Annotated in this window: 10 protein-coding genes; 5 read left to right on the top strand and 5 right to left on the bottom strand. The window is 64.3% G+C overall.

The features are described 5' to 3' along the window. Positions 1-151: 151 nt before the first annotated feature. From I6E42_RS05685 to rpsT, 4 genes are all read right to left on the bottom strand, one after another. On the bottom strand, positions 152-1,390 hold the full coding sequence (locus I6E42_RS05685) for a lactate dehydrogenase (RefSeq protein ID WP_235370961.1): 1,239 nt from the start codon (positions 1,388-1,390) through the stop codon (positions 152-154). A gap of 71 nt (positions 1,391-1,461) precedes the next feature. Next, positions 1,462-6,252, bottom strand: coding sequence for a nicotinate-nicotinamide nucleotide adenylyltransferase (locus I6E42_RS05680; protein ID WP_235370960.1), 4,791 nt, complete (start codon positions 6,250-6,252; stop codon positions 1,462-1,464). A gap of 139 nt (positions 6,253-6,391) precedes the next feature. Further along, positions 6,392-7,237 (bottom strand): YihY/virulence factor BrkB family protein, encoded by an 846-nt coding sequence (locus I6E42_RS05675; RefSeq protein ID WP_235370959.1) that lies wholly within the window; start codon positions 7,235-7,237, stop codon positions 6,392-6,394. Between the two features lie 106 nt (positions 7,238-7,343). After that, positions 7,344-7,607 carry a 30S ribosomal protein S20 gene (gene rpsT, locus I6E42_RS05670; RefSeq protein ID WP_087397759.1) on the bottom strand — a complete coding sequence of 88 codons (264 nt, stop codon included), beginning with the start codon at positions 7,605-7,607 and terminating at the stop codon, positions 7,344-7,346. A 195-nt stretch (positions 7,608-7,802) separates the two neighbouring features. Here rpsT and gpr point away from each other — a divergent pair, with 195 nt between their 5' ends. The 4 genes from gpr (at position 7,803) to I6E42_RS05650 (ending at position 12,874) form a co-directional block, all read left to right on the top strand. Further along, positions 7,803-8,693: a GPR endopeptidase gene (gene gpr / locus I6E42_RS05665; protein ID WP_235370958.1), complete on the top strand. Its 891-nt coding sequence runs from the start codon at positions 7,803-7,805 to the stop codon at positions 8,691-8,693. A 247-nt stretch (positions 8,694-8,940) separates the two neighbouring features. Beyond that, positions 8,941-9,216, top strand: a complete 276-nt coding sequence (locus tag I6E42_RS05660; protein WP_235370957.1) for a translation initiation factor 2 — start codon at positions 8,941-8,943, stop codon at positions 9,214-9,216. A 158-nt stretch (positions 9,217-9,374) separates the two neighbouring features. After that, positions 9,375-11,222, top strand: coding sequence for an asparagine synthase (glutamine-hydrolyzing) (gene asnB / locus I6E42_RS05655; protein ID WP_235370956.1), 1,848 nt, complete (start codon positions 9,375-9,377; stop codon positions 11,220-11,222). A 242-nt stretch (positions 11,223-11,464) separates the two neighbouring features. Continuing rightward, a complete protein-coding gene (locus tag I6E42_RS05650) occupies positions 11,465-12,874 on the top strand; it encodes an MATE family efflux transporter (RefSeq protein ID WP_235370955.1) in 1,410 nt (469 codons plus the stop codon). 45 nt (positions 12,875-12,919) lie between these two features. On the opposite strand, the gene I6E42_RS05645 is transcribed toward I6E42_RS05650, so the two are convergent. Beyond that, a complete protein-coding gene (locus I6E42_RS05645) occupies positions 12,920-13,102 on the bottom strand; it encodes a hypothetical protein (RefSeq protein ID WP_235370954.1) in 183 nt (60 codons plus the stop codon). A 91-nt stretch (positions 13,103-13,193) separates the two neighbouring features. On the opposite strand from I6E42_RS05645, the gene I6E42_RS05640 reads away from it, so the two are divergent. Beyond that, entirely contained in the window at positions 13,194-13,403 is a 210-nt protein-coding gene (locus I6E42_RS05640) for a helix-turn-helix domain-containing protein (protein ID WP_235370953.1), read from the top strand. Positions 13,404-13,449 lie beyond the last annotated feature (46 nt).

Below are 13,449 nucleotides of genomic sequence, written 5' to 3'. Positions count from 1 at the left end.
CAGGCGGAATTGTAAACTCTGCGACGCTCGGCTGCGGCGGCCCCAAGGGGCCGCCCTACCTGAGCGCAGCATAACGGTCGTCAAAGGCAATGGCAGAGCCCTTGCCCTACATGACACAGGCTTCCGGCCCCGTGGGCCGATAAACGAAAATTCACAGCACTTCTTTCAAATGCTCCGCAGCGTCCCGGATATGGCCAAACAGGGCGTCAGGGATGTGGGGAAGCACCTCGGTCTCGATGCCGGCGGGGGTGTAGCGGTTCCTCACGCCCATATAGATGCCGTCCAGGAAGACAGATCCGCAGTGCCACTCCCCCCGGAGGGTGAGCAGCAAGGACAGGGCCCCGGAGGACAGGGCGGGGGCCACATAGGGCTTGAAGCCGATCTCCCGCATTTTCAGGTTGGCGGTGACGGTGAGGTCTGTCAGCTCCTGGGACAGGGCGTCGTCATAGTGCTCAATGGAGTTGGCGATGGTCAGTCCGGTGCCGTGGGGGCCGAAGGACCGGCCCTCGGACAGGAAGGAGGCGAAACGGCTGTCCCGCTTGGCGTAGTAGGCCGCCCGGGCGTTCATGACCCCCAGGCCGAAGCCCTGGACCTGCTCGGGCCGCAGACCCTGGCCGTCCCAGTTGCCGTCGTCATCCCGGTTGCTCTCCAGATAGGCGGTCTTGGCCAGGGGGTCCACCGGGTCGGACACGGCGCACCACAGCCCCTGGAAATGGGCCTGACGGGCCATTTTGGCATAGTGTTTCACAATCTTGGCGTTGTTTTCAAACTGGTACATCCGCACGTCCTTCACCCCGGAGCCCACAGGGGGGATGCCCTTGGAGGCCACGAAGACGAACATGTCGCAGTCGAATAGCCGCTCCGGGGGGATGACCTCCACCTCGGGGAAGGCGTCGTACTGCCAGGGCAGGGCGATCTGCCCCATCTCAAACTCCCACCGGGCGGTGATCTGGTCGCTGAGGTCACAGATGCCGATGGAGGAGATGACGTCGCCCCCCAGCAGCTTCAGGCCGGTCAGCAGCGTGGACCCCACGTCCCCGATGGCCAGGATGTGGACCCGCTTCTTCCCGGCTTTGGGGGCGGCGGTGAGCAGGGCCTCCCAGCCGGGGCGGTCCATGTTGACGGCGGTGAGGCGGCCCTCGGCGATGACGGCGGCAGCGGCCTCATCGATTTGGACAGAGGGCAGGCGGGAGGCGTCCAGCGTCTCCAGTCCGTGGGGAGCGGCCAACTGGCCGGGGTGGCTCACCCGGAAGGAGCCCCGGCCCAGTACCGGGTCCCCGGCCACCGGGGCGAAGAGCCGCCCTTCCGTGACGGGAGCGGTTTCAGGGCCGAAGCCATCCAGAGGTTGGAGGGACACCAGGTTGGCGCCGTTATAGTGGTAGTAATACATAAGATCACCCTTTTTCGAGTTAGAAATCAAGCGCACAGGGTCGACATCCCCGGCGGCTCTGCGATAGTATCTCACTGGTTTTGGCGCAGCAGCTGCTCCAAATCGTTCTCCAGGTAGACGGAGGCGGACAGATTGGGATCGTAGCGCAGGCAGGTGCCCTTATCGGGGCACAGGGGGAGAATGACCGCCTCAGGCAGCCGGGACAGGGTCAGGTTCCGTCCGTAGAGGACCCGGTACTCCCGCTCCAGGGTGAGCATCACGTCCAGGGAGGCCTCCAGGCAGGTGCGGGACAGCTGGAACACCGCCTCGCGGCCGCACTCGTTCTGATAGGCGGGGACGGCGTAGGGCAGGATGTGGTTGATGCCGGGGAGCAGGCCGGGCACCGGAGAGGTGGGCCGGCGGACGGTGTTGCCGCCGACAAAGGGGTAGAGGGTGGACTCCACGAACCACTGGCGCAGCCGGGGCAGGAAGTAGACGCTGTCCACCGGGCGGTCCCAGGACCGCATCAGGTCTTTGCCGTAGCCGGACAGCACGCCCACCAGCACCATGCGGATGGGTACGTCCACCTGGCGCAGGATGGGGTCCAGGAAGCTCAGGCGGAAGCCGGGGTGCATCAGGTCGTCCACCAGGATCACCGGGCGGTTGAAGGATTTGATGGTGCGGATCTGGCTGGGGATGGGGGCGTAATAGGGGAAGGCCTCCAGGGTGCTCTCCGACAGGTCGGGGGTGTAGACCTTGTCGGTGTGCAGGGTCTTGGTGACGGTGTTGGGGACGATCTTGCCCCGGAGCATCTTGCCGAAGGGAACGCACATACACTCGCCCAGCACCCGGGGGACAGTGGGGGTGGCAGGTACCTCGTTGTAGGCGGTGATCTTTTCCAGCAGCCGGTGGTGGATGATGTCGGAGGAGAGAGTGAGGACCAGGGAGCCGGGATACAGGCCGGTCAAGGCCCGCTGGAGCTTCTCATGGCCCCGGCGGATGGCGGACAGCACCCGGGGATTGCGGCACAGAGGCTCCTGAATGGTGGTCTCCAGATTCTGGATGAGCACCGTGGGGGCGTGCATGTCCGCCTCCAGAATGGGGGTGTCCCCCTCCTTGGCGGTAAAGCCCAGCCGGGTCAGATTGTCCTCCAGCCAGGGGGGCAGCTGGCCGTTGTGGGGGCGGAAGACGGCGTAGACATACTCCTCCTCCAGCGCCCGGGCGATCAGCTCGCACAGCAGAAGCTGGGCGTAGTCCTTGTGCTTGTCCGAGGTGTCGGCGGACAAGGCGGTGATAAGCAGCACGTTGCCCGCCGAGCGCAGGCGGATGCGGTTGGCCAGCTCGTTGTCCCCCAGGGCGCCGAAGAGCTGGGAGGCGGACAGGAGCCGGTAGCTGACGAAGCCCAGGGTCCTGGGTCCGGTGGTGCGGCGCAGGATCAGCAGCCGGTCGTCCTGGCGGGCAATGGCGGCGCGGACGGGCTCCAGCTCGGGCTGTCCCTCGGTCAGCAGGGCCAGCAGCTCGGGGGAGGGGTCGTTCTCCCACTGGAACTCCAGATCCCCGGCGTAGAGCAGGGGCTTGTCCTGGGTGTCCCGGAGATACAGGCCGTTCTGATAGATGAAATCCTGGATCACCGGGTCGATGAAGTTGGAGATGTCCCGGTTCAGGTCCACATTTTCCCGGATACGGGTGGAGCTGATGTCCTCCAAATGGGGGGGCAGCTGGAGCTGGATGACCTCGCCTGTGATGGGCAGGGGCTTGGGCAGTTCCTTTTCGCCCGCCCGGCGGAAGATGACGTGGTTCATCCCGTGGATGGAATAGGGCTGGGGCGGGGCCTTGTAGGAGGAGGCGTTGGCCACCACATCGCTGCCGGCCACCAGATACACCCGCTGGCCGGGGAACAGGTCCAGCAGCCGCTTCAGGTCGGCGGGATTGGCGATGTTCACCGGGATGTCGTCGGGGAACAGGTGGACGTGGAAGTCCCCCGCCACCGAGAGGTTGACGATCTGCCGGCGGATCAGGTGGGGCTGGGCCTTCTTGGACCAGGAGAACTCATCCACCGCCAGGTAGACCTCAAAGCCCAGGTCCCGGATGGCGTGGACGATGCCCTTGTGGGACAGAGTGAAGGGGTCGAAGGTGCCGGGGAAGAAGGCGATCTTCCGGGGCTTTTCAAAGGTGAAGGGGCCGTGGTCCAGCCGCCGCAGGGCGATGAAGCGGTTGATGTGGGCCAGGGCGGCGGCCCGGTAGAAGAAGGTCAGGCCGTCCTGGCGGGGGGCCTCCTGGATCAGGAAGAGGAGCTTGCGGTAGCACAGGGCGAACAGCCGGCCCTTTTCCACCATGTTCAGGACGGGGGACTCGAAAAGCAGCTTGCCGATGACCAGCATGGCCTCCTGCCGCACCGCCTCCCGGTAGTGGGCCAGCCCCTGGAGAAGAAGGCCCAGCAGCTCCTGCCGCCGGTTCTCGTAGGCGGCGGCGGGCTCGGGAAAGCGGTCCCGGTAGGCGGGGTAGTACTGGAGCAGCACGCCGATGGTGTTCAGGGCGCCGGACACGGCGGAGTCGTTGGGGGAGCCCAGCAGGGATTTGAGCCACAGCACCTGTTCGTCCAGCTCGCTGGGGTGGAGGTACAGGGTGGCCTGGCCCAGATACTGGGGGATATACTTGGAGATCTCGTACTGGCCCATTTCCAGGCCCTTGCCCAGCTCCACCACCACCTCGTTGCGCTGGTCCCGGCGCAGAACGGACAGGGTGCGGACCAGGGCGCGGCCGGCGGTGTGGCGGACCACCACCCGCTCGGACACCTTGACCAGGTTGGAGAAGTGAGTGGCGATGTGGAGGGTGTGGGTCTTGAGCCCGCGTTCCACCTGGTCCCACAGCAGCTCCACGCCGGCCACCTTCACCACCCAGGGGGTGGCGATCTTCAGGTTGTCCAAAAAGACCTCGCTGGTGATGTCCATCTGGTACAGGGTCTGCTCCAGGACGGTCACGTCCTCTCCGGCCCGGCGGAGGATCTTGCACTTCAAGAAGATGGTGGTCAGCTGGCTGTCCTCCACTTGGCGGACGATCTGGACGATGCGGCGCATCAGGGGATGGTCCTGGGTCAGGGCCCGCTGGGCCTCACGCAGAAATTCCAGGGCGGCGGTGGACAGGCGCAGCTCGTCGGAGACAGTAAAATATGCGGCGAACTCAATGAGCCGGCCCCGGACCTCCGGCCCGTAGTATTGGGAGGGCAGGTAGCGGATGGCGTCCAACAGGGTGAAGGCGGTGTCGGAGGACAGCTCCTCCGGCTTCTCATAGTATTTCAGCAGAGCGCCCAAAAAGCGGGGGATGTCCCCGGGGCGGGCGTGCTCCAGCATGGAGCCCACCACCAGTTTCAGGGTGTAGCTGATGTGGGAGCGCTGCTGGGGGGTGGTCTTGTGGTCGGGGAAGATGATCATGTCCAGATACTGCTCCCACAGGGTGAAGGGGACCTCCTCCGCCGGGTCGCTCTGGGCGTCGGCGGGGACCTCCTTCCGGTAGACCAGGTGGAAGCGGGCGATCAACTGGCCGATGAGTCCGCCGGCCTGGCGGCGGATGTCGCCTTCACGGTGGACCAGCAGTTCGTAGAGGAAGGACAGGGCCTGGGTCTTCTGGCGGACGGACAGGTAGGTGAAGTACTCCTCAAAGACGTTCAGATAGGCCCGCAGCTGCTGCCAGCTCTTGGCGGAGCGGGCGGCCTCGATGATGTTGCCGAACTTCTGCTCGTTGGACAGCATGTGCATCAGGCGGAGGTTGTGCTCCACCGACAGCAGGATCAGGCTGTTCAGCGTCTCCTCCGGGTCCATGAGGGCCGGGTCCTTGTGGGGGGCCGGAGGCTGGGGCTGGCCGGTCAGGTCCACGTCCACCCCCAGGGAGCGCATGTAGTCCTCGAAATCGTGGAGCTTGCCGTAGACGAACTCGTACCGACGGCGTTTGTTCCGGTCCACGTTGTCCAGTTTGGAGAGAATGACCTGGAAGGACTGGTCCAGGGGATAGAGGACGGTGATCTCATTGCCCGCCGCGTCCCGGTCCTGCTTGGAGCGGAAGTCGGCGTAGATCAGCAGCAGGGACTCCACCGACAGGGATTCCAGCTCCAGGTCCCAGGTGGAGTGGTTGGAAGCGATATGGCTGATGTTGTCCATCTTCCGGGCCAGCAGGTATTGGTCGGTGTAGTAGTAGTGGAGGTAGGGCACCCGCTCCCCGGGCCGGCAGCCGAATTTGCCGAAGTCATGGGAGGCGGCCGCGGCGGAGATGAGGGACAGGTCCACCTCCACCCCCGCCTCCTTCAGCCCCCGGGCGGCGGTCATGGCGATGTAGTGGACGCCGGCGATGTGGCTCAGGGTCTTGAAGGGGGTGTACTCCAGCCCCAGGCGCATGAGCTCATAGATGTACTCTTCCCGCCAAGCGGCCATCAGGCGGCGGTACTCCTTGCTGTTGTCACACTGGGCGTACTCCTCCTCGGGGAGGAACTGGAAATCCAGCATGGGGTCGAAGGGGAGGGCGGCACGCTCGTGGTCCAGCAGGACCTGGAGGACGGTGAGATAGAATTTGGCGGCCTCGCCCCGGGGTCCGGTGGGGATGGGGCCCACGGAGGGGAACATGAGGCGGCAGACATATTGATAGCAGAAGGGCCCCCAGCCCTCCTCCGGGGCATCGGCGCACAGTTGGGCCATCAGGGGGGCGCACAGCTCCAGGACCCGGGTACAGGTCAGCCGCTCCCGAATGGGGAACAGGGCGGCCAGCCCCTCCTGCCAGTGGGGGTCCTTCAGCAGGGCCAGGGCGGCCTTCCGGTTGGGGAGGGCGGCCAGCCGGCGGGCGGTGAGGGCCTCGGCGATCTCCCGGTCGATCTGGCGGATCAGTTTGTCGTTCATAAAAAGACCACCTTTCTCATGCCCATGGGCAAAGAAGGATCATAGTTTGGAGACAGTTGAAGTGTACCATATTTTTACCCGGAAGAAAAGAGAGGAAGGGGTGAGAAAACCCCGGCATGGGAGCATGCCGGGGAGAAAATCAGCGGGAGGAGCGCCTGGGGCGCTGCTGCCAGACCCGGCCCACCACCGCGCCCAACAGGAGGATGTTGCCGCAGAAGTACAGCCACACCAGCAGGATGATCAGAGAGGCCAGGGAGCCGTATACCAGAGCGTACCGGGAGGACATGCCGATGAACCAGGAGAAGAGCACCGAGCAGGCCACCATGGCCAGAGCGGTGAAGCAGGAGACGGCCAGCACAGCCCGATTGGACAGCAGCCAGCGGGGGATTCCCGCCCGGTAGATGAGCAGGAGCAGGACCAGCACAAAGCAGAACAGCAGCAGGTAGCGGATCCACTTCCACAGCTGGGACAGGGCGGGCAGGGGGAGCAGTTCTGTCAGCAGCCGGGGCAGGTGCCCCTCCAGAAACCAGAAGAACCAGTCGCCGGTGAAAATGACCACCACCGACAGGTAGATGGTGAGCAGCAGCAGAACGGACAGCAGGACGCTGGCGAAAAGCAGGCTGCCGGGGCGGCGGTCGGTCACCCCAAAGAGCTGGTCCATGGTGGCAAACAGGGTGCGCAGCCCCGCCGAGGCGGATACCACAAGGGTGAACAGGCTGGCCGCCAGCAGGCCCTGGGACTGGCTGCCCGCCACGTAGGTCAGATAATCCAGCAGGACGGACAAGACGCCGCCGGGCAGGAACTGGCTCATGCCCAGGAGAAATTGCTCCAGGTCCAGGTGAAACAGGCCGATGAAGTAGTTGACGCACATGAGCAAGGGGAACAAGGTGAGAATGAGAAAGTAGGACAGGGCGGCGGCGGAGCGGGCCACGCCCGCCCGGTCATAGGCTTCCGCCGCTTCCAGGCAGAAGGATACCGGCGGCATCGAGCGGATCTTGTTCAGTATGGTGAGTCACTCCTTCCCGGCTGGACATGGGCAGAAAAACGAAAAAAGCCGTCTGATGTTCAGACGGCTTTCGACGTTGCGGACCTCAGGCCAGCTTGTTCAGCTTGATGGTCATGCTGCTCTTCTTGTTGGCAGCATTGTTCTTATGCAGCAGCCCCTTGGCAGCGGCCTTATCCACCGCCTTGACAGCCACCTTGTAAGCGACATCGGCCTCGCTGCGGTTGCCTTCCGCCACGGCGGCGTCAAACTTCTTCAGCTCGGTCTTCAGCGCGGACTTCGCGGCCTTGTTCTGCGCAGCTTTGGTCTGGGATACCAGCACGCGCTTCTTGGCAGACTTGATATTCGGCAAACCAAACACCTCCTCCGATTTACATCGTTAATTTAGACACAGTACGCCTGTGCAGATATGTATTTTACCATCGGTCCTCAGAAAAATCAACTGTTTTTTTAAATTTTTTCAAGAAAATTGGATAGTTCTCCCCCGGACGCAAAGACTAGGGAAAAAGGGAGAAATCCATACAAGATATGGGGGCGGAGGCACGGTATGAAGCAGAGAAGAACCGACCTGGCGGTGGAGGCCCGGGAGCTGTGGCAGGAGAGCGCGGGAGAGACCACCAAGCTGTCCGGCGTGGAGGCCCGGGACGGGGAGCGGGAGGGCATCCCGGTGACCATGGTGCGCATTCTGGACCGGGAGGGAGAGCGGGCGCTGGGCAAGCCCCGGGGGACCTACGTGACCCTGACCCTGGAGGGCGTGGCCAACCGGGCGGAGGGCATCTTCGGACGGTCGGTCCGGGCGGTGGCGGGGGAGCTGGCTCCCCTGCTGGAGCAGGCGGCTCCGGAGGGACTGGTGCTGGTGGCGGGGCTGGGCAACCGGTCCATCACGCCGGACGCCATCGGCCCCAAGGTCCATGAGCATGTCCTGGTCACCCGGCACTTGGTGGCGCAGATGCCGGAGCACTTCGGCCACCTGCGGCCCGTGGCCTCCCTGGCGGCGGAGGTGCTGGGAAACACGGGGGTGGAGAGCGGCGAGGTGGTGGAGGCGGTCTGCCGGAAGCTGCGGCCTGCCTGCGTCATCGCGGTGGACGCCCTGGCCTCCCGGTCTCTGGAGCGGCTGTGCCGGACGGTCCAGCTGGCGGATACGGGGATCGCCCCAGGCTCCGGGGCGGGGAACCACCGCATGGCCCTGGACCGGGACAGTTTGGGGGTGCCTGTCCTGGCCGTCGGGGTCCCCACGGTGGTGGAGGGGGCCACCCTGGCCGCCGACCTGCTGGGCGCCGACCGGCTTCCGGAGCCGGCCCCGGAGCGGAACCTGCTGGTCACCCCCAAGGACATTGACAGCCAGGTGGCCGACCTGTCCAAAATCGTGGGCTACGGCATCAGCCTGGCCCTCCAGCCGGGTATGACGGTGGAGGACCTGGATCTGCTGCTGGGCTGATGGGCCACGGACGATCCGCCCGCGGACCGGCCCTATCTCAGCCTCTGTGCCGCCAGAATGATCAGAATATTGACCACATACAGCACCGCCAGTTCGGCCAGCCGCCGTTTCTCCAATCAGAAGCCCTCCCCCTTGATCCCGTGGAAATAGTGTACGGGCGGGACAAGGGGGAATATACCGGGGAAAATGGGGACAGACTAGGGGTAAATACTGGGAACAACAAGATCCCTGAAAGGATGTGACATAGATGGTGAAGGGAATCACCCGCCAGGTCATCCTGGTCAAGTCTCCCGATCCCAAGCTGTTTGAGGAGGCCATTTTTATTGTCAAGGAGGAGGCCCTGGCCCGGGAGGGCGTCAGCGCCGACCAGGTCCTGAAGGAGGCCCGGCAGGCCGCCGACGGCTATCTGAAGCAGGGCCGGGCCTGGAACCGGCGGCTGGAACGGCTGCCCGGCCCCGCCTGGGGGGCGGCGGGGGCGGTCCTGGCCTCGCTGGGCTGGGCGCTCTGGCTGTTTCTGCTGTAACAGGGCGGAGAGCCCGGCATAAGATAGGGAGAGGGAAGGGGCCCTGGCGCTCCTTCCCTCCCTGGCGCCGGGACGGGGCGGCGCTCCCGGCGTCCCTGCCTTTGCTGTTTCACCGCCCCAAGGGGCGGAAACGTGATCGTTGGAGGAGTTTTGTACTTATGTGTGGGATCTGCGGATTTTGTGATTTTCGCCGGAGCAACGGCACGTTGGCCTGGCGCGAGACGGGCCACCGGATGGGGGAGCAGCTCAACCACCGGGGGCCGGACGACAAGGGGCTGTGGCAGGGGGAGGACTGCGTGCTGGTCCACCGCCGGCTGGCGGTGATGGACCCCCAGCGGGGCCGTCAGCCCATGGAGCGCACCGTGGACGGCAAACCCTGCGTCCTGGTGTACAACGGAGAGCTGTACAACGCCCCCCAGCTGCGGGAGGAACTGGCCAGGGAAGGGGCCGTTTTCGATACACAGTGCGACACCGAGGTTCTGCTGTGGGCCTTGATCCTGTGGGGCGAGGGGGCGGCGGAGCGGCTGGAGGGCATCTTCGCCTATGCCTTCTGGGACGGGCGGACCGGGCGGCTGCTCTGCGGCCGGGACCGGTTCGGGGTGAAGCCCTTCTTCTACGCCTGGGTGGACGGGACCCTTGTCTTTGCCTCCGAGCTCAAGGCCCTGTTTGAATACCCGGGGCTGGAGCCCCGGCTGGGCCCGGAGGGACTGCGGGAGGTGCTGGGGATCAGCCCAGCCCGTACCGCCGGGGTGGGGGTGTTTGAGGGGGTGGAGGAGCTGCTCCCCGCCCACCAGCTGGTGCTGGACCGGGAAGGGCCCAGGGCGCGGCCCTACTGGAAGCTGGTCAGCCGTCCCCACGGGGACAGCTACGAGACCACGGTGGAGCGGGTGCGGGACCTGCTCACCGGAGCCATTCAGCGCCAACTGGTCAGCGACGTGCCCCTGTGCACCTTCCTGTCTGGGGGGCTGGATTCCTCCATCATCACCGCCGTGGCGGCCCAGACCTATACCCGGGAGGGAAGGCCGCCCCTGGAGACCTACTCCTTTGACTATGTGGGCAATCAGGCCTTTTTCCGCGCCTCCGCTTTCCAGCCCGGGGATGACGCCCCCTATGCCAGAATGATGGCCGGGGCGTTCCACACCCGCCACCGGGTGCTGGAGTGTGACATCCCCTCCCTGGCAAACCTGCTGGAGGAGGCCATGGCGGCCCGGGACCTGCCGGGCATGGCCGATGTGGACTCCTCCCTGCTCTACTTTTGCCGCCAGGTGGCCCGGGACCATGTGGTGGCCCTGTCCGGGGAGTGTGCCGACGAGGTGTTCGGGGGCTACCCCTGGTTTGAGCGGGAGGAGATGCTCTCGGCGGACACCTTCCCATGGTGTCCCGACCTGTCCCCCCGGCGGCAGATTCTGGACCGGGGCGTGTGGCGGGAACTGGAGGTGGAGGATTACGTCCAGACCCGCTACCGCCAGTCCCTGGCCGCCTGTCCCCGGCTGGAGGGGGAGAAGGCGGGGGAGGCCCGCCGCCGGGAGGTGGGCTGGCTGTCCCTGAACTGGTTCATGGCCTGCCTGCTGGAACGGAAGGACCGGATGAGCATGGCCTCCGGCCTGGAGGTGCGGGTGCCCTTCTGCGACCACCATTTGGTGGAATATGTATGGAATATCCCCTGGGCCATGAAGGCCATGAACGGCCAGCGCAAGCAGGTGCTCCGGGACGCGGCCTATGGCCTGCTGCCCGAGGCGGTGCGGAACCGGCCCAAGTCCCCCTACCCCAAGACCCACGCCCCCTTGTATGAGCAGCTGGTCCGGGCCAGACTGGCCCGGGTCCTGGACGATCCCAACGCCCCCATCCGCCCTCTGGTGGATGAAAAAGCCCTGCGGGAGGGCCTGATGACCAGCGTCGGGGACTACGGGCGGCCCTGGTTCGGCCAGCTCATGGCCGGACCCCAGATGATGGCCTATCTGGTCCAGCTCAACGCCTGGATGGAGCGGTTCCATCTTTCCATTTGATTTCTTCTATTCCTCCTTATCTGGCGCCCCAGCGGCTTTGTCCGCCGGGGCGCTTCTTATGTTGGAATGGATTTACGGACGGTTTGGCGGAGCGCTGGGCCGGATTCTCCATTCTTGCGGCAATTTGGGCGGAAAAACAAATTAAGATTGTGAAAAACACCGCTATGCAGGTCTCCCTGGGGTGATTATAATAGTGCGGTACCAAAAAGGAACGCTGATTGCCCAAGGAGGAACGTTACTTTATGACCAAGGACCTGACAACAGGCAGCCCCATGCGGCTGATCTTTTCCTTTACTATGCCGATTCTGTTCGGGATGCTGTTCCAGCAGTTTTACAATCTGGTGGATACCATGATCGTGGGCAAGCTACTGGGAGCCGGGGCGCTGGCTGCGGTGGGGGCCACCGGCTCCATCAACTTTTTTGTGATCGGCTTCTGCATGGGCCTGTGCAGCGGCTTCGCCATCCCTGTGGCCCAGCGGATGGGGGCGCGGGAGTTTTCGGAGATGCGCCGGTTCGTGGCCAACGCCGCCTATCTGGCGGCGGCCTTCGCCCTGGTGCTGACCGCGGCCACCGGGCTGCTCTGCCGGGACATCCTGACGTTGATGCGGACCCCGGCGGATATTTTTGAAAACTCCTACACTTACATCTTCATCATCTTCATGGGCATCCCTGCCACCATCCTCTACAACCTGCTGGCGGGCATCATCCGGTCCCTGGGGGACAGCAAGACCCCGGTGTATTTCCTGGCCCTGTCCTCCTTCCTGAACATTTTTCTGGACTTCGCTCTGATCCTCTGGTTCCACGCGGGGGTGGCTGGAGCGGCCATCGCCACAGTGGTGTCCCAGGGCGTGTCCGGGTTGGCCTGCCTGCTCTACATGACGAAGCGTTACCCCATCCTCCGCATGACTCGGGAGGAGTGCCGGCCCAGCGGCCGCCACTGCGGGATGCTGTGTATGATGGGCGTGCCCATGGGCCTGCAGTATTCCATCACCGCCATCGGCTCCATCGTGCTCCAGTCGGCGGTGAACACCCTGGGCAGCACCTATGTGGCGGCGGTGGCGGCGGGGGCCAAGCTGTTTCAGCTGCTGGCCTGTCCCTATGACGCCATGGGGTCCGCCATGGCCACCTACTGCGGCCAGAACGTGGGGGCTTGCAAACTGGACCGCCTGGGCAAAGGCGTCCGTTCCTGCGCCCTCATGGGCCTGATCTATGCCATCATCGCGTTTCTGGCCATGCTGGCCTTCGCCCCCCAGTGCGCCATGCTGTTTTTGGACTCCGGAGAGATGGAACTTGTCCGGCTGGTGGACCTGACCCGGCAGTATATCGTCACGTTGACGGCCTTCTTCTTCACCCTGGCCCTGGTGAACATCGTCCGGTTCTCCATCCAGGGCATGGGCTACAGTACCTTCGCCATCCTGGCCGGCGTGCTGGAGATGGTTGCCCGCACTGTGGTGGGCGGCGTGCTGGTGCCCATGTTCGGCTACACCGCCGCCTGCTTCGCATCCCCCGCTGCCTGGGTGTGCGCGGATCTGTTCCTGATCCCGGCCTGCGCCGCCTGCATCAGGCGGCTGCGGAAGCTGTATCCCTCACGGCCCGATGAGCCCCGGACCGTGACCGCCGCCGTCCCTGCCAGGGCGGGAGCGGGACAGTGACACAAGGAGAACAAGAACTGCCGGCCCTGCGGGCCGGCAGCTTTTTTATGCCTGTTCCGCCGGAGCCCAGCGGGGACAGTGTTCGTCCACCCGCCGGTCTTTGACCATGGGATGGACACAGTGGCCCAGATGGGTGGGATAATAGCAGTCGCCCGACTTGATGTAGTGGAGCCGGAAATACCGGCATCCGCCGCAGAATTCCTCTCGCTGATAGCGTCCGCGGGACATTGTCATCACCTCAAAAATTATTATAGTCGCAATACGACTATAAGTAAACAGTCTTGATACGACTATTGTATGATAAATGGGGTGATGATTTATGACATTTTCGAGAATTCGGGACTTGAGAGAGGACCGGGACTTAAATCAGGAGACTCTGGCCGAAATGTTAGGTGTCCGGCAGACAACATATTCCAAATATGAACTGGGAAAAATCAATGTCCCCGTTGAAATGCTGATTAAAATAGCGGATTTTTATGACGTTACGCTGGATTATCTGGTGGGCCGGAGCGACGAAATGCAGCGATGATGCAGCGCACGGCCCGATGGGGGCATCGGGCCCTACGGGTGATTGA

The sequence above is a fragment of the Pseudoflavonifractor phocaeensis genome (assembly GCF_021531815.1).
GTDB classification, from domain to species: Bacteria; Bacillota; Clostridia; order Oscillospirales; family Oscillospiraceae; genus Lawsonibacter; species Lawsonibacter phocaeensis_A.
Note: the sequence above shows the minus strand (reverse complement) of the source record. Positions and strands in the feature narration are given on the sequence as shown.